The organism is Flavobacterium cyclinae (assembly GCF_021172145.1).
Taxonomy (GTDB): Bacteria; Bacteroidota; Bacteroidia; order Flavobacteriales; family Flavobacteriaceae; genus Flavobacterium; species Flavobacterium cyclinae.
In genome coordinates this window covers 156,787-173,413 of the sequence record NZ_CP089095.1, presented here as the reverse complement: position 1 = coordinate 173,413, position 16,627 = coordinate 156,787, and the positions used below count along the sequence as shown (strand labels likewise).

The following is a 16,627-nucleotide window of genomic DNA, read 5'->3' as shown; positions in this document are numbered from 1 at the left end:
TATCAGCTTTAGTCCAATTTAAATTTTTACTTTTGTATTTTAATTCAATCTAAATAAGGAAATGGAAATTAGTTCTTCTGAACTTAAAATAGGAGAAGTAGCTACAATTACTTCAATTAATCTAGATGAAATCCCGCTTAAGTTATTAGAAATGGGATGTTTACCTGGAAATTCCATTACTTTAATTCAAATTGCACCTTTTGGTGATCCTTTGTATTTTAACGTAAATGATTCTCATGTGGCTATTCGATTAGAAACAGCTAAAGAAATTACGGTTGCCAAATTATAATAATCATGAGTAAAAATCCTATCAAAGTTGCTTTAATTGGAAACCCAAATGTGGGAAAAACATCCGTTTTTAATGAATTAACAGGATTAAATCAACAAGTGGGAAATTACCCAGGAATTACCGTTGAAAAAAAACAAGGGGTTTGTAAACTTAACGACAACACGAAAGCAAAAATCATCGATTTACCCGGAACTTACAGTTTAAATGCCAGTTCAATTGATGAAAATGTGGTAATCGAATTATTACTAAATAAAAACGATGAAGATTTTCCTGATGTTGCTGTAGTAGTTACTGAAGTGGAAAATTTAAAACGTAATTTTTTACTTTTTACTCAAATTAAAGATTTAGAAATTCCAACCATTTTAGTCATCAATATGGCTGATAGAATGGAATTGAAAGGAATTGAATTAGACATACCTGTTTTAGAAAAAGAACTAAAAACAAAAATTGCATTAATTAGTTCAAGAAAAAAAATAGGGATTGAAAACTTGAAAAACTTAATTCTGAACTATGAATCGCTTTCAACAGAACCATGTTTGAATGCTTCTTCAATAGATCCAGAATATTTTAATAACTTAAGAAGAGCTTTTCCAAATCAATTATTGTACAAACTTTGGTTAGTAATTACACAAGATGTTAATTTCTTGAATTTAGACCGAAACGAAATCAAAAGCTCGTTTACCAAATCGCATTCCGATTTGAAAAAACTCCAACAAAAAGAAACCATTAAACGGTATCAATTTATTAATGACACACTGAAATTAGGTCAAAAAATTGATGTTTCAAAAGCTACTGATATTCGTGCTAAGATTGATCGTGGACTGACACATAAGATTTTTGGATATTTGATTTTCTTTAGCATTTTGATGTTGATATTCCAATTTTTGTTTGATTGGAGTAGTATTCCAATGGATTTTATTGATGAAACATTTGCTAATTTAAGTTCATTGGCAAAACAACATCTTCCGGCTGGAGAATTTACCAATTTAATCAGTGAAGGATTGATTCCTGGAATTGGTGGTATTGTAATTTTTATTCCACAAATTGCCTTTTTATTTTTGTTCATTTCAGTATTAGAAGAAAGCGGCTATATGAGTCGCGTAGTATTTTTGATGGATAAAATCATGAGAAAATTTGGTTTATCTGGAAAGAGTATTGTTCCCTTAATTTCTGGAACGGCATGTGCCATTCCGGCCATTATGAGTGCTCGTAATATTGAAAATTGGAAAGAACGATTAATAACAATTTTAGTTACGCCATTTACCACTTGTTCAGCAAGATTGCCTGTTTATTCCATCTTAATTTCCTTAATTATTCCTGATAAAAGAGTCTTTGGTTTCTTAAGTTTACAAGGATTAACCTTAATGGGATTGTATTTATTAGGATTTGGAATGGCAATATTTTCAGCTTATTTATTAAACAAATTTTTAAAATTAAACTGCAAATCGTATTTCGTAGTTGAAATGCCAAGCTATAAAATTCCAATGTTTAAGAATGTTGGAATAAATGTTTTAGAAAAAACAAAAGCATTTGTAACTGGTGCCGGAAAAATCATTTTAGCTTTATCGGTTATATTGTGGTATTTGGGTTCGCATGGTTTAAGTGATGATTTCAACAATGCGGAGCAGATTATTACGCAACAAAATCAAAACAAAACAATTACAACCGAAGAATTTGAAGACCAAGTAAACTCATTCAAATTAGAAAATTCTTATATCGGTTATATGGGAAAAGCTATTGAACCCGTGATTCGTCCATTAGGTTACGATTGGAAAATTGGAGTTGCAGTTGTGAGTTCTTTTGCCGCTCGTGAAGTATTTGTGGGGACTCTAGCTACTATTTATAGCGTGGGAAGTCACAGCGAAGAAGAAACAACTATTAAAAACCGAATGGCTGCCGAAGTTCATCCAATAACAGGTAAAAAAATATTCAACTTTGCAACAGGAATTTCATTGCTACTATTTTATGCATTTGCAATGCAGTGTATTTCTACTTTAGCTATTGTTAAAAAAGAAACCAACTCATGGAAATGGCCGATAATTCAATTGGTATTTATGAGTGGATTTGCCTATATAACTTCTTTAATAGCCTACCAATTTTTAAAATAAATTGTTACCACCCAATAATATCCTGCAATAACAATTGAATATTTCTCAATAAATAGTCAATTTAAATTAAATAAAGTCACGATTTTATTGTTATTTTTTTCAATTTATAAAGATTAAGCATAAAATAAATGCATTTTTACAAATCGTAAATAGAATTCAAAAAAATTAATTTATAATTTGTCTAAATAAATTTTAGGGTTTAATTTTGCTGTATAGAATTAATCTAAATAAAAATGAAGTATTTTACAGCAGTAATGTTCGTATGTTGCGTATTATCAAGCAACTTAAAAGCACAAGAAATAGAATCTAATGATTCAATAGTGAAATTAAATTCTGTTACGATAACTCCCATTCAACAAAGTCCTGAAAGAATGCCCGAAACTAAAGGGAATGTAATTTTTTCAGGAAAGAAAAATGAAGTTATTAAATTAAATGCTATCAATGCAAACTTAACTACAAATAATGCTAGAGAAGTTTTCTCAAGAATTCCTGGAGTTACAATTTGGGAAAATGAAGGTTCTGGAATTCAAATAAATGTTGGTGTAAGAGGTTTAAGCCCTAATCGAAGTTGGGAATTAAATACTAGACAAAACGGGTATGATATTTCATCAGATGTTTTTGGATATCCAGAAGCTTATTATAATCCACCATTAGAAGCCGTTGAATCATTAGAATTAATTCGTGGTGGCGCTTCATTACAATTTGGACCACAATTTGGAGGTATGCTAAATTATGTTTTAAAAAGAGAAACTAAAAAGAAATTTTCATTTGAAACTCAAAACACAGCTGGCAGCTATAACTTAATGAGCTCTTATAATGCTATTGGAGGTAAAGTAGGTAAATTCTCTTATTACGCATATAATCATTCAAGAAGTGCTGATGGATGGAGAGAAAACAGCGAGTATAAAGTAAGAAATTCTCATGTTTTTCTAGAATATGCATTTACATCAAAAACGAAATTGTCTGCAGAATATACCAACATGGATTACAAAATGCAACAAGCGGGTGGTTTAACAGATGAACAATTTAATAGTAACCCAAGACAATCCTTGAGAAACAGAAACTGGTTTGGAACTCCTTGGAATGTATTTTCATTAAACTTTGATACAAAAATCAATAATAAATTAAGTTCAAGCACTAAATTATTTGGATTAATTGGGGAAAGAAATAGTGTTGGATTCACGGCAACTCCAAATAATCCAGATGCTATTAACCCAATAACTAATGACTTCGAAAACAGAAGAGTTGATAGAGATTCCTATAAAAATTTTGGATTAGAAAACAGAAATTTATTCCAATATAATATTGGGAAAATTGAAAATAATTTAGCTTTCGGATTTAGATTATATAAAGCAAATACTATCAGACAACAACAAGGAACTGGAACAACGGGTTCTGACTTTGACTTATCTACAGAAAATGGATTTCCAAGAGATTTGGATTTTCACACTGAAAACGTAGCTTTATTTGTTGAAAATCAATTTAAATTAACAGAAAAATTAAGTATAACTCCAGGTTTAAGATATGAATATATTAAATCTAATGGAAGTGGAAGATTTGGTGTTAGCTCAGGAAATGATATTCCATTTGAAGAAAAAGAAATTAGCAGAAGCAAACCATTATTTGGTTTAGGAATGGAATATAAACTTGGAACAACTAACATATATGCTAATATTACACAGGCCTATAGACCAGTGCTTTTTTCAGATATTACACCAGCAGCAGTTACAGACCAAATTGACCCTAACTTAAAAGATGCTTCAGGATTTAACGCCGATTTAGGATACAGAGGCATTTTCAAAAACTATTTGAACTTTGATTTTAGTTTGTTCTATCTTTCATACAACAATCGAATTGGAGGAGTGAGACAATTTATTAATAACGATCCAACTCAAGGAACTTATTTATATAGAACTAACTTAGGTGAAACTATTAATAAAGGAATTGAAGGATTTGTAAATTTAAGTGTTACTAAATTTTTAGAAATTGACGAAAAAATGGGTAACATCGACTTATTTGCAACAATTAGTTTCATCGATTCGAGATATACCGATTTCAAAACCTATACTGCAACAGGTACTGCACCCAATGTAATAATTACTGAAAGTAACCTTAAAGGTAATAGAGTAGAAAATGCTCCTCGTTACATTCACAATTTTGGTTTAGGCTGGAACAACAACAACTTCTCTGCTACATTACAATATAAAATGTCTGGGAAAATTTTTACTGATGCTAACAACACTGTAACTCCTTCTGCTAATGGTGTAACAGGATTATTAGACAAATACAATGTATTAGACATTTCTGCAGAATATAAATTCTTAAAAAAATACAACCTAAGAGGCGGTATTAACAATGTAACTAACGAAATGTATGCTACTAGAAGAGCAGGTGGATATCCAGGTCCTGGAATTTTACCAGGAGAAGGAAGAACCTTTTTCTTATCAATAGGCGTTAAGCTTTAATTGTTTAAAGTAAATTTTAAGTTAATAAAAAAAGCAATCTCAATTAATAAATGAGATTGCTTTCTTATTTTTGTACTATGGATATACAACAAATCTTAGTTTACCTTTCTTTAGCCATTGCGGTAGGTTTTTTAGTAAAAAAATTCTTTTGGAAAAAACGTACTAAAAAATCAAAACCTTGCGGTGATGATTGTGCTTGTCATTAACCCAATGCCACGTCTAAAGTCATCATTACAATAAAACCACCTATAAAACCTAAAGTGGCAATATCCGTATTTTTATCTTGTTGCGTTTCTGGAATTACTTCTTCCACAACCACAAAAATCATAGCTCCCGCAGCAAAAGCCAAAGCATAAGGTAAAATAGGAGTAAAAAAAGTCACAGCAACTGCACCTAAAACACCGAAAATGGGTTCAACCAAAGCAGAAGATTGTCCAAAAGTAAAGCTTTTTAATCTGCTCATTCCCATTCTTCGTAACGGCATAGAAACGGCAATTCCTTCGGGGAAATTTTGAATTCCAATTCCAATAGCCAAAGTAACCGCTCCCGCAATGGATGCTTCTGGAATTCCCGCTGCGACTCCACCAAATAAAACCCCAACTGCTAATCCTTCTGGAATATTATGCAATGTAATGGCTAAAACCAAAAGTGTTGTACGTTGCCAAGGCGATTTTATACCTTCGGTTTCTTTGAAGTTAATATGCATATGAGGCAATACTTTATCTAATCCGAAAATAAATATTGCACCTAATAAAAACCCAACTGCTGCTGGAATTACTTTCATAAAACCATCGCCTTTACTCATTTCAATGGCAGGAGCTAATAAACTCCAAAAACTTGCCGCTACCATTACGCCTCCTGTAAAACCCAACATTCCGTCTAATACAACCCGATTCATAGTTTTAAAAAAGAATACAAAAGATGCACCAAAAGCGGTTAATGCCCAAGTAAATGTTGTAGCTAGTAATGCTGCCAAAATAGGATCGATACTTTCAAAAAACTGAATAATAGAATCAAACATAATTATTGTACGTATAAATTATTAGCAATCTTATTCGAAATCGTTAAGCGTTTTCCGTCAATTTCAACGGTTAATGTATCATCAAAATCTTCCTTTTCTATCACTGTAATTACAGAACCTAAAGCAATTTTTTGTTTGTCTAAATATTTTAAAAAATCAGTAGAAGAATCTTTCACGCCTACGCAATGAAAGGAGGTATTAATTTCAACTTCTGATAAGAGTTGTTTCTCAATTTTCTTAATCACACCTTTCGCATCTGGAATGGGATCACCGTGTGGATCTGCTACTGGAAATCCTAAAAACGCATCCAATTTATTAATCAATTGTTCGGATTTGATGTGTTCTAATTCTTCAGCAATTTCATGTACTTCATCCCAAGAAAAACCTAATTTATCCACCAAAAAAACTTCCCACAAGCGGTGTTTTCTCACTATCATTTTGGCTGAATAAAATCCTTTATCTGTTAAAGTAACACCTTGATATTTCTGATACGTCACTAAATCTTTATCCGAAAGTTTCTTCATCATATCAGTAACCGAAGAAGCTTTGGTATCTAACATTGCTGCAATTGCATTCGTATTCACGCCTTTTGGTGAAACCAACGACAAATGATAAATAACCTTAATATAATTCTCTTCTGAAATGGTCATAAACAATTCATTTTGACAAATATAGTTTCTTTTTTTAGATTGATAAATATTTTATTTTTAGTTTTGTCTAAATTTATTTTTAATATGTATAAAATTTTAATTTACACAACACTGCTTTTTTCGTTATTTTCCTATTCTCAGAATAGTATTTCTGGAAAAATAACAGCTGATCATGAACCATTAGCCTTTGCCAGTATTTATATCAAGGAACTTCGTAAAGGAGTAGAATCTAATGAAAATGGTTTATATGAATTCAAAGAGATTCCTAGTGGCTCTTATACAATTACTGCTTCGTATATAGGTTTCAAATCGGTTACGAAAAAAATTCAATTAGCAAATATTGGAGTAACAATCCATTTTAATTTGATTGAAGATGCGAGTAATTTAGAAGAAGTTGTAGTTTCTGGAACACTAAAACCTGTTTCTCGAATGGAAACTCCAGTACCAGTTGAAGTTTACACAACAGCTTTTTTGAAAAAAAACCCTACATCTAATATTTTTGAAGCTTTACAAAATGTGAATGGCGTTCGACCTCAACTAAATTGCAACATTTGCAACACTGGCGACATTCACATCAACGGTTTAGAAGGTCCGTACACAATGGTTACGATTGATGGAATGCCGATTGTAAGCGCACTTTCAACTGTTTATGGTTTGTCGGGAATTCCGAATTCTTTGATTGATAGAGTTGAAGTCGTTAAAGGTCCGGCTTCAAGTTTATATGGAAGTGAAGCCGTTGGCGGACTGATTAACATCATTACCAAAAAACCTTTAAATGCACCTAAGTTTTCTGCAGATATTTTTTCAACTTCGTGGTTGGAAAATAACATTGATTTAGGTTGGAAAAGTTCGGTTGGAAAAAAAGCAACGACCTTAATTGGCATCAATTATTACAATTATAACCAACCTATCGATAACAACAATGATAATTTCACCGATGTTACGTTACAAGAACGAATTTCCATCTTCAACAAATGGAACTTTGATCGAAAAAATAATAAAGAATTTTCCGTCGCAGGAAGACTGTTTTATGAAGACCGTTGGGGTGGCGAAATGCAATGGAACAAATCGCATCGTGGTGGTTCAGAAGTGTATGGTGAAAGTATCTATACAAAACGTGTGGAAATTTTGAGTAAATATCAATTACCTACTTCTGAAGATATGTATCTTTCATTTTCGATGACGGCTCACGATCAAAATTCAGTATATGGAAATACAGTTTATTTAGCCAATCAAAAAATAGCTTTCGGACAATATACTTGGGATAAAAAATTAGAAAATCACAATTTGTTATTGGGTGCCGCTTTTCGTTATCAATATTATAATGATAATACACCAGCAACAACTTCGGCAGAAAAAACCTCTATCTATAGTGTTTTTCTTCAAGACGAAATAAAGTTGGCCGAAAAGCATCATCTCTTATTAGGCACTCGATACGATTACAATAACAATCACGGTTCTATATTTACTCCGAGAATTGCCTACAAATGGAACCCAACAGAAAATGATGTATTCCGAATTAATGCGGGAACTGGATTTCGAATCGTAAATTTATTTACCGAAGATCACGCTGCTTTAACCGGTTCAAGAGACGTAATCATTACCGAAGATTTAAAACCTGAAACTTCGTATAACATTAATTTCAATTATTTGAAAAAAATCAGATTTGAAAACGGTATTTTTTTAGGCTTTGAAACTTCAGCTTGGTATACCTATTTTAACAACCAAATTATACCAGATTACGACACCAATCCGAACCAAATTATTTATTCAAACCTTAACGGATATGCTCAAACATTAGGAATAAGCGGCAATATTGATGTAGTTACGCCTTTCGGATTAAAAGCAATTGTTGGTTTTACAATTATGGAACCTAAAAATGTACAAAACGGAGTAAATTCAACCCCAATTTTAACCGAAAAATACAGCGCTAATTGGACAATTAGTTATGATATCCCAAAATGGTTTTTATCCATCGATTACACAGGAAATTTATACGGACCCATGCGATTGCCCTTATTAAGTGATTCAGATCCAAGACCTGAGTACTCTCCTATTTGGAGTTTGCAAAACATTCAGTTTACTTATAAAAAAATTCGTAGTTTTGAACTTTATGGTGGTGTAAAAAATATTTTGAATTGGACCCCAAATAAAGGAACTCCATTTTTAATATCGGGAGCAGCAGATCCTTTTGGAGACAATTTTGATGCTACCTACATATATGCTCCAAATCAAGGAATTAGAGGTTTTTTAGGAATTCGATATACCATTTATTAATGCAACATTATCAGTACATTTTCACAGGTTCAGGATTGTCAGCTTTAATGACGGTTTATGAAATGCTTGTATCTGGAAAATTTGAAGATAAATCGATTTTATTAATTGATGAAAATGCTAAAAAAGTAAACGATAGAACTTGGTGCTTATGGGATGAAAATAATTTGTTTGATGAAATCGTTTCAAAAAAATGGAATCAAGCGGTTTTTGCTAATGAAAAATTCAATCGAATTTTAGAACTTACGCCTTATCAATACAAAAAAATAAATGGTTTAGATTTTTACGAATTGGTTTTCAAGAAGATTTCCAAACATAAAAACATTCATTTTCTAAATCAAAAAGTGATTGATTTTTCTGAACTAGGCAATCATTGCATTGTAAAAACAGAAAACAAAACCTTCACTTGCAACAAAGTTATCAATTCAATTTACCATCCAGAAGTTGCAAAAGTGCAATCTAAATTTCCATTAATTCAACAGCATTTTATTGGTTGGTTCATCAAAAGTAAAGAAGCGGTTTTTACACCTAATTGTGCCACTTTCATGGATTTTTCGGTGGAACAAAAAGGCAATACGCGATTTATGTATGTTTTACCAACTTCTGCAACTGAAGCGTTGTTAGAATATACGTTGTTTTCAAAAGACTTACTTTCAAAAGAGGAATATGAATCCGAAATTCAAAAATACATTGAAAATCTCGGAATAACAGAATACGAAATCATCGAAAAAGAACAAGGAAATATTCCGATGACGTGCTATCCGTTTTGGAAACACAATACAAAAAATATCATCAATATTGGATCGGCTGGCGGTTGGACAAAAGCTAGCACAGGTTATACGTTTAAAAATGCTTCCAAAAAATCAAAAGTTTTGGTTGAGTTTTTAAAATCAGAAAGAGACTTCACAAAATTTCATAAAAAAGATAAATTTTGGTTTTATGATTTATTGTTGTTAGATATTTTGAATTCGAAAAACGAATTGGGTTCCAAAATATTTTCATCGATGTTTAAAGTAGGAGACTCGACTGTAATTTTCAAATTTTTAGATGAAGAAACATCAATTTGGGAAGATTTACAAGTGATTTGGAAGTGTCCAAAAATGCTATTTGTGAAAGCACTAGTTAAAAGATTATCTAAAATATGAAAAAAAGCTTATTTCTAATTTCTATTGTTACATTAACAATACTTTCTTGCAAAAGTTCCTACACTAATATTGGTGATAAAAATGCAAATTATATTCCTTACTATTTAAAAGCATACGAAGCAGATAGTTTATGTTTAATTGGAAATTATCAACGTTCCTATGAAATATTAGATAGTCTATTTAAAAAATATGAACCCACAAATATGGATAATGTAAATGAGTATTCTAATTATATAGCTTGCTGCGTAATGACTGGAAATATTGAAAATTTAGATGAAAAAATAAGAATTGGAATTTTAAAATATGGTAGCATAATACGAAATCATCCAGATGGAGATACAATTTACACTCGTTTATCTAAAATTACAAAAGTTTCAAGAGAAGAAATGAAATTGTTAAGTCAAAAAAATGGTGAACAATATAATACTGAATTAAGGAATAGGATAATAAGGATGGAAGATGAAGATCAAAATGTAAGAATTCCAGTATTGAATCATGCCAAAATGGATGAAATCCAAAAGAAACATGAAAAAGAAATTGATGAAATAATTTCTGAATTTGGCTATCCAAATCATAATGTTACGGGATATTTATTAAATGAGAACTATGAGCCAGTAAGTTTCGATGTGATTTTTTATCATCAAACTACTGAAAACAAAAAAAAGTATTTACCACTACTTTATGACAATCTTGTTAAAGGGAAACTTTCACCAAACGAATATGGCGGAATAGTTGATAAAATTTATCTTGACGAGGGTTCATTATATTATGGAACTTTTACTGGCAAAGTCCCATTAGTAAATGAAAAGAAAATTGATTCGATAAGAAAAACAATAGGATTACCTGGTTATGGATATGAGGAATGGGCTTTTAAAAGAATCTTTCCTAATCCATAATATTAATAAAAAAGATTGTTTCAATTTATCAAATCATAACAAATCTTTATGAATTGGTATTTTGCAACAAATAAAAAACTTGTAACTTTGTCATTCGATAATTTTCAACAAAATATATTATGTATCCAGAAGAAATGGTTAGCCCGATGCGCGCTGAATTAACAGACGCAGGTTTCAAAAATTTATATACAGCTGATGACGTTAAAAATGCTATCAAATCAGAAGGAACTACTTTAGTAGTAATTAATTCTGTTTGTGGTTGTGCTGCAAGAAATGCGCGTCCGGGAGTAAAAATGAGTTTAGAAGGTGCTAAAAAACCAGCAAATTTAATCACCGTTTTTGCAGGTGTAGACAGAGAAGCTGTTGATGCGGCAAGAGCAGAAATGTTTCCTTTTCCACCATCGTCTCCAAGTATGGCTTTATTCAAAAATGGGGAATTAGTTCACATGTTAGAACGTCATCACATTGAAGGTCGTCCTGCAGAATTAATTGCTGAAAATTTAAAAGACGCATACAACGAATTTTGCTAAACAACGCAACCTTTTCATGGTTTTTCAATCTTAATAAAAAAGATTATGAAAACTATAATTAAATTTTTATTCTTAGCAACATTATTACAAAGTTTTCAATGTAATGAAGAAGAAACTGTAACTTCGGTTACACCAGAACAATTGCTTCAAAAAAAGCAAGAAATTCTTGATTATATCAATAGTTTTTCTTGTGCCGAAGCTTCTGGATGTAATTATATTGCTTTTGGTGCTAAACCTTGTGGTGGTCCGAGAGAATTTTTGGTTTATCCAAATACGGTTAATCAAGCTACACTTGAAAATTTAGTAAATGAATATTACGAAATGGACAATGAATACAACATACAAACGGGAGCAGTTTCTGATTGTATGATAGTGGGTCCACCACGTTCAGTGGATTGCGTTAATGGTGTTTGCACAATTATAGATTAAAAATAATTATTTTACTATGCTAGCATACAGAAAGACCACCTATTATGGTGGTTTTTTTATTTTATAAGTTACTTTTGCATAAATGGTTTTTTAAATGGAAAAAATAGTATCGTATCCTCTTTCAATAGTTTATTACATTTTTTTTATTCTTTGGTTATTAATTTTTCATCCTATCCAATGGGTATGCTTTAATCTTTTTGGATATAATGCGCACCGAATAAGTGTTGCCTACTTAAATTTCTTTTTAGTAAGAACTGCACATGTTTTAGGGACTACTTATCACATTAGAGGAATGAGAAATGTTCCCGAAAACAAACCGTTAATTATTGTGGCCAATCATCAAAGCTTACATGACATAACAACCATAATTTGGTTTTTACGAAAAGTACATCCAAAATTTATCAGTAAAATTGAATTAGGAAAAGGAATACCAAGTGTTTCCTATAATTTAAAACATGGAGGATCGGCTTTGATTGACCGAAAAGATCCAAAACAAGCCTTACCCGAAATTAAAAAAGTAGCTGAGTTAATCAACACAAACAACTACTCCGTAGTAATATTTCCAGAAGGAACTCGAAGCAAAACAGGAAAACCTAAACCATTTGCCGTTAATGGACTAAAAATGCTGTGTAAGTTTGCCCCTGATGCCTACATATTACCTATTACCATAAATAATTCATGGAAAATGACCAAGTTTGGTACATTTCCACTAGGATTAGGAACTTCTTTAAAATTTATTATTCACAAACCTTTAAAAGTTACTGATTATTCATTTGAAGAAATCTTCGAAAAAACAGAAACAATAATTACAAAACATATCAAAATAAAATAAAATGTCGATACAAAATGTCCGTTTAGAAGTGATGCAATTTTTAGAAAAGAAAATTGACCACTTCATGGAAGAATTCTTAATTCCAGTAGAAAAAATTTGGCAACCTACTGATTTATTACCTGATTCTTCTAAAGAAAATTTCTTAGAAGAAGCAAAGGAACTTAGAGAAATTGCAAAAGATTTACCTTATGATTTTTGGGTAGTTTTAGTTGGAGATACTATTACTGAAGAAGCATTACCAACTTACGAAACTTGGTTAATGGATGTTGAAGGTGTTAAACAAAAAGGAGAAAAAGGCGATAATGGCTGGGCAAAATGGTTACGCCACTGGACAGGTGAAGAAAATCGTCATGGTGATGTATTAAACAAATATTTATACCTTTCTGGAAGAGTAAATATGCGTGAAGTAGAAATTACAACACATCATTTAATTAACGATGGTTTTGACCCAGGAACTGACAGAGATCCTTATAAAAACTTTGTATTTACAAGTTTTCAAGAATTAGCTACTTATGTTTCACACAATCGTGTGGCCCAAATGGCAAAGAAATTTGGTGATAAAAAATTACATAAAATGTGTAATTTAATTGCTGGAGATGAAATGCGTCATCACCTTGCTTATAGTGAATTTGTAAAACGTATTTTTGAAATTGATCCAAGCGAAATGATGTTATCATTTCAATATATGATGAAGAAAAAAATTACGATGCCTGCTCATTTAATTAGAGAATCTGGCGAGAGTATTGGAACAGCATTTGAAAAATTTTCAGAATCAGCCCAACGTTTAGGTGTTTATACAGCTATGGATTATGTTGAAATTTTGAAAAAATTAAACGTTAAATGGGAAATTGATAAAATTACGAATCTTAGTGATGAAGCAGAAAAAGCAAGAGATTATTTAATGAAGTTACCTGAAAGAATGACCAAAATTTCGGAAAGAATGGTTGTTCCTATGGAAGAACAGATTTTTAAATGGGTACAACCTGCATTGGTAAAGTAAAATTTCAAATCCAAATTCATAATTGAATTTGGATTTTTTTTGTAAATTGTAAGCATGCAATTAATTGATAATACAATACTTTTTGTAAAAAATAAATTAGCTAATGCTGAAGGCGGACACGATTGGTTTCATATTGAACGTGTTTACAAAAATGCTATGCTAATTGCTGAAGAAGAAGAATGTAATTTAACAATTGTAAAATTAGCAGCGCTTCTTCATGATATTGCAGATTCCAAATTTCATAATGGTGATGAAAGTATTGGTCCTAAAGTAGCACGAGAGTTTTTAGAATCTCAAAAAGTTTCAGAAGATATCATTTTACACGTAATTGCAATTATTGAAAATATTTCTTTTAAAGGCGGCGTTTTTGATAAAAAATTTCATTCTAAAGAATTAGATATTGTACAAGATGCCGACCGACTTGATGCTATTGGTGCAATAGGAATTGCTCGTACTTTTAATTATGGAGGGTTCAAAAATCGTGTTATATACGACCCAAATATTCCACCCAAAATAAACATGAGTAAGGAAGAATATAAAAATAGTGAAGCCCCAACATTAAATCACTTTTACGAAAAACTCTTACTTCTAAAAGACAAAATGAACACCAAAACTGGAAAGAAAATTGCGCAAAAACGTCATGATTTTATGGTGACTTTTTTGAGTCGGTTTTATTCAGAATGGGATGGCGAAGAATAAAAAAGCGGTTCTCTTTTTTAAGAAAACCGCTTTTAATTTTTAAAGTACAGATTATACTACTCCTTGTGCCAACATAGCATCGGCAACTTTTACGAAACCAGCAATATTGGCTCCTTTTACATAATCTATATAACCATCTTCATTTGTTCCATATTTCACACAAGATTCATGAATATCACTCATGATTTTGAATAATTTTTGATCTACTTCTTCTGTTGACCAACTTAATCGTAATGAGTTTTGTGACATTTCTAAACCAGATGTTGCTACTCCTCCAGCATTTGAAGCTTTTCCTGGTGCAAATAAAATTTTTGCTTTATGAAATACTGCAATCGCTTCTGGAGTTGAAGGCATATTAGCTCCTTCGGCAACACAAATACAACCGTTATTTACTAAGGTATTTGCTTCTTCTCCATTTAATTCATTTTGAGTTGCACAAGGTAATGCAATATCACCTTTTACTTCCCAAGGGCGTTTACCTGCTACAAATTTTGCATTAGGATATTTGGCAACATAGTCAGAAATTCTACCATAGTTTACATTTTTGATTTCCATGATAAAAGCCAGTTTTTCTGCGTCAATTCCTTCTGCGTCATAAATATAACCAGAAGAATCAGAAGCAGTAACCACTTTAGCTCCTAACTGTGTAGCTTTTTCAATTGCATATTGAGCAACATTACCAGAACCCGAAACTAATACTGTTTTCCCTTGAAAAGAACTACCTTTAGTCGCTAACATACTTTGTGCAAAATAAACCGTTCCATAACCAGTGGCTTCAGGACGAATTAATGAACCTCCAAAAGAAATTCCTTTTCCGGTTAATACTCCAGTAAATTCATTTCTAAGCTTTTTATATTTTCCAAACATATAACCTACCTCTCTTCCTCCTACACCAATATCTCCTGCAGGCACATCTGTATCAGAACCAATATGTCTAAATAATTCATCCATAAACGCTTGACAAAAACGCATAATTTCAGTATCTGATTTTCCTTTTGGATCAAAGTTTGAACCTCCTTTTCCTCCACCCATTGGTAGAGTCGTTAAGCTATTTTTAAATACTTGTTCAAAAGCCAAAAACTTCAATATACTCAAATTAACTGATGGATGAAAACGCAATCCTCCTTTATAAGGTCCGATAGCAGAATTCATTTGAATACGATATCCTTTATTAATTCTTGTTTTTCCTGCATCGTCTATCCATGCTACACGAAACATAACTACCCTTTCAGGCTCCACCATACGCTCTAAGAGCATTTTGTTGTTATACTTGCTGTTGCTCTCAATAAATGGAATAACAGCTTCTGCTACTTCTTGTACAGCTTGTAAGAATTCAGGTTCATTAGGGTTTGATTTTGCTACTTCCGCAACAAAATCATTAATTTTTTGGGTCATAATTGTTGTGTTGTTTTTAATGAATTATTAATAAAGTTAAAATTCGTTTCAAAATTAATAATTTTAACAACACATAATTATGAAATTAATAAAAAAACCAAGAATAATTACTTCCCTGGAAATTCTGCTTTTCTTTTTTCTAAAAATGCTGTGGTTCCTTCTTTAAAATCTTCGGTACCAAAACAATATCCAAAATTTTCAATTTCTACTTGGTAGCCATTAACACCATCTGTGTAATTTGCATTAACTGCTTGAATTGCTTTTGCAATAGCCACACTAGAATTTTTAGTTATTTTTGAAGCAATTCCTTTAGCAAATTCTAATAATTCTGCTTGCGGAACTACATGATTTACTAAACCATAGTTTTTTGCCGTTTCAGCATCAACCATTCCTGCTGTCATTATCATTTCCATGGCACGGCCTTTACCAACTAATTGCGCTAAACGTTGTGTTCCTCCGTAACCTGGAATTACTCCTAATGTTACTTCTGGCAATCCCATTTTTGCATTATCAGAAGCCACTCTAAAATGACATGACATTGCCAATTCTAATCCTCCACCTAATGCAAAACCATTAACTGCTGCAATAACAGGCGTATCTAAATTTTGAACAAAATCAAATAATAATTCTTGTCCTTGAGCTGCTAATTTTCCTCCTTCTTCTACAGAAAAATGAGCAAATTCTGAAATATCGGCTCCAGCTACAAAAGCTTTTTCTCCACTTCCGGTTACAATAATTGCTTTAACTGATTTATCTTCGTTTAAGGATTTAAATCCATCGTGTAATTCTTGAATAGTTGCTTTGTTTAAAGCATTTAACTTTGTAGGTCTGTTAATGGTTACAATTGCAATTGCTTCTTGTTTTTCGATAAGAATGTTTTCCATTTTTAGTTGT

Annotated in this window: 15 protein-coding genes; 11 read left to right on the top strand and 4 right to left on the bottom strand. The window is 31.6% G+C overall.

Annotation, left to right across the window (positions count from 1 at the left end):
- The first annotated feature begins 61 nt into the window (after positions 1–61).
- The 3 genes from LOS86_RS00830 (at position 62) to LOS86_RS00820 (ending at position 4,862) form a co-directional block, all read left to right on the top strand.
- Positions 62–289: a FeoA family protein gene (locus LOS86_RS00830; protein WP_231842779.1), complete on the top strand. Its 228-nt coding sequence runs from the start codon at positions 62–64 to the stop codon at positions 287–289.
- A 5-nt stretch (positions 290–294) separates the two neighbouring features.
- Complete coding sequence (gene feoB / locus LOS86_RS00825; protein ID WP_231842778.1) at positions 295–2,397, top strand: ferrous iron transport protein B; 2,103 nt, start codon at positions 295–297, stop codon at positions 2,395–2,397.
- A 233-nt stretch (positions 2,398–2,630) separates the two neighbouring features.
- Positions 2,631–4,862: a TonB-dependent receptor family protein gene (locus LOS86_RS00820; protein WP_231842777.1), complete on the top strand. Its 2,232-nt coding sequence runs from the start codon at positions 2,631–2,633 to the stop codon at positions 4,860–4,862.
- 202 nt (positions 4,863–5,064) lie between these two features.
- Here LOS86_RS00820 and LOS86_RS00810 read toward each other — a convergent pair whose 3' ends face one another.
- Both LOS86_RS00810 and LOS86_RS00805 read right to left on the bottom strand, forming a co-directional pair.
- The gene (locus LOS86_RS00810) at positions 5,065–5,883 is read right to left on the bottom strand and encodes a ZIP family metal transporter (protein WP_231842775.1); all 819 of its coding nucleotides are present in this window, start codon (positions 5,881–5,883) and stop codon (positions 5,065–5,067) included.
- Between the two features lie 2 nt (positions 5,884–5,885).
- Positions 5,886–6,533, bottom strand: a complete 648-nt coding sequence (locus LOS86_RS00805) for a metal-dependent transcriptional regulator (RefSeq protein WP_231842774.1) — start codon at positions 6,531–6,533, stop codon at positions 5,886–5,888.
- An 84-nt stretch (positions 6,534–6,617) separates the two neighbouring features.
- Between LOS86_RS00805 and LOS86_RS00800 the strand changes: the two genes are divergently transcribed.
- The 8 genes from LOS86_RS00800 to LOS86_RS00765 all read left to right on the top strand — a co-directional run bounded on the left by LOS86_RS00800 (position 6,618) and on the right by LOS86_RS00765 (position 14,338).
- A complete protein-coding gene (locus LOS86_RS00800; protein ID WP_231842773.1) occupies positions 6,618–8,810 on the top strand; it encodes a TonB-dependent receptor in 2,193 nt (730 codons plus the stop codon).
- The gene (locus LOS86_RS00795; RefSeq protein ID WP_231842772.1) at positions 8,810–9,952 is read left to right on the top strand and encodes a lycopene cyclase family protein; all 1,143 of its coding nucleotides are present in this window, start codon (positions 8,810–8,812) and stop codon (positions 9,950–9,952) included. The genes LOS86_RS00800 and LOS86_RS00795 overlap by 1 nt, the downstream gene beginning before the upstream one ends.
- The gene (locus tag LOS86_RS00790) at positions 9,949–10,848 is read left to right on the top strand and encodes a hypothetical protein (protein ID WP_231842771.1); all 900 of its coding nucleotides are present in this window, start codon (positions 9,949–9,951) and stop codon (positions 10,846–10,848) included. The genes LOS86_RS00795 and LOS86_RS00790 overlap by 4 nt, the downstream gene beginning before the upstream one ends.
- Positions 10,849–10,967: 119 nt before the next feature.
- A complete protein-coding gene (locus LOS86_RS00785) occupies positions 10,968–11,378 on the top strand; it encodes a BrxA/BrxB family bacilliredoxin (protein ID WP_231842770.1) in 411 nt (136 codons plus the stop codon).
- A 45-nt stretch (positions 11,379–11,423) separates the two neighbouring features.
- Positions 11,424–11,807, top strand: coding sequence for a hypothetical protein (locus LOS86_RS00780; RefSeq protein WP_231842769.1), 384 nt, complete (start codon positions 11,424–11,426; stop codon positions 11,805–11,807).
- Positions 11,808–11,901: 94 nt separating this feature from the next.
- Positions 11,902–12,639, top strand: a complete 738-nt coding sequence (locus tag LOS86_RS00775) for a lysophospholipid acyltransferase family protein (protein WP_231842768.1) — start codon at positions 11,902–11,904, stop codon at positions 12,637–12,639.
- A gap of 1 nt (position 12,640) precedes the next feature.
- On the top strand, positions 12,641–13,639 hold the full coding sequence (locus tag LOS86_RS00770) for an acyl-ACP desaturase (RefSeq protein WP_231842767.1): 999 nt from the start codon (positions 12,641–12,643) through the stop codon (positions 13,637–13,639).
- A 54-nt stretch (positions 13,640–13,693) separates the two neighbouring features.
- A complete protein-coding gene (locus LOS86_RS00765) occupies positions 13,694–14,338 on the top strand; it encodes an HD domain-containing protein (RefSeq protein WP_231842766.1) in 645 nt (214 codons plus the stop codon).
- A gap of 51 nt (positions 14,339–14,389) precedes the next feature.
- Here the strand turns inward: LOS86_RS00765 and gdhA are convergent, their stop codons facing one another.
- A complete protein-coding gene (gdhA, locus tag LOS86_RS00760) occupies positions 14,390–15,733 on the bottom strand; it encodes an NADP-specific glutamate dehydrogenase (protein ID WP_231842765.1) in 1,344 nt (447 codons plus the stop codon).
- 107 nt (positions 15,734–15,840) lie between these two features.
- Entirely contained in the window at positions 15,841–16,617 is a 777-nt protein-coding gene (locus LOS86_RS00755; protein WP_231842764.1) for an enoyl-CoA hydratase/isomerase family protein, read from the bottom strand.
- Positions 16,618–16,627: the final 10 nt, after the last annotated feature.

Bases quoted from the DNA above. Each gene is read 5' to 3' on its own strand.
- LOS86_RS00830 (WP_231842779.1), top strand. From the start codon at position 62: ATGGAAATTAGTTCTTCTGAACTTAAAATAGGAGAAGTAGCTACAATT.
- feoB (WP_231842778.1), top strand. From the start codon at position 295: ATGAGTAAAAATCCTATCAAAGTTGCTTTAATTGGAAACCCAAATGTG.
- LOS86_RS00820 (WP_231842777.1), top strand. From the start codon at position 2,631: ATGAAGTATTTTACAGCAGTAATGTTCGTATGTTGCGTATTATCAAGC.
- LOS86_RS00780 (WP_231842769.1), top strand. From the start codon at position 11,424: ATGAAAACTATAATTAAATTTTTATTCTTAGCAACATTATTACAAAGT.
- LOS86_RS00785 (WP_231842770.1), top strand. From the start codon at position 10,968: ATGTATCCAGAAGAAATGGTTAGCCCGATGCGCGCTGAATTAACAGAC.
- LOS86_RS00805 (WP_231842774.1), bottom strand. From the start codon at position 6,533: ATGACCATTTCAGAAGAGAATTATATTAAGGTTATTTATCATTTGTCG.
- LOS86_RS00800 (WP_231842773.1), top strand. From the start codon at position 6,618: ATGTATAAAATTTTAATTTACACAACACTGCTTTTTTCGTTATTTTCC.
- LOS86_RS00755 (WP_231842764.1), bottom strand. From the start codon at position 16,617: ATGGAAAACATTCTTATCGAAAAACAAGAAGCAATTGCAATTGTAACC.
- LOS86_RS00810 (WP_231842775.1), bottom strand. From the start codon at position 5,883: ATGTTTGATTCTATTATTCAGTTTTTTGAAAGTATCGATCCTATTTTG.
- LOS86_RS00765 (WP_231842766.1), top strand. From the start codon at position 13,694: ATGCAATTAATTGATAATACAATACTTTTTGTAAAAAATAAATTAGCT.
- gdhA (WP_231842765.1), bottom strand. From the start codon at position 15,733: ATGACCCAAAAAATTAATGATTTTGTTGCGGAAGTAGCAAAATCAAAC.
- LOS86_RS00790 (WP_231842771.1), top strand. From the start codon at position 9,949: ATGAAAAAAAGCTTATTTCTAATTTCTATTGTTACATTAACAATACTT.
- LOS86_RS00770 (WP_231842767.1), top strand. From the start codon at position 12,641: ATGTCGATACAAAATGTCCGTTTAGAAGTGATGCAATTTTTAGAAAAG.
- LOS86_RS00795 (WP_231842772.1), top strand. From the start codon at position 8,810: ATGCAACATTATCAGTACATTTTCACAGGTTCAGGATTGTCAGCTTTA.
- LOS86_RS00775 (WP_231842768.1), top strand. From the start codon at position 11,902: ATGGAAAAAATAGTATCGTATCCTCTTTCAATAGTTTATTACATTTTT.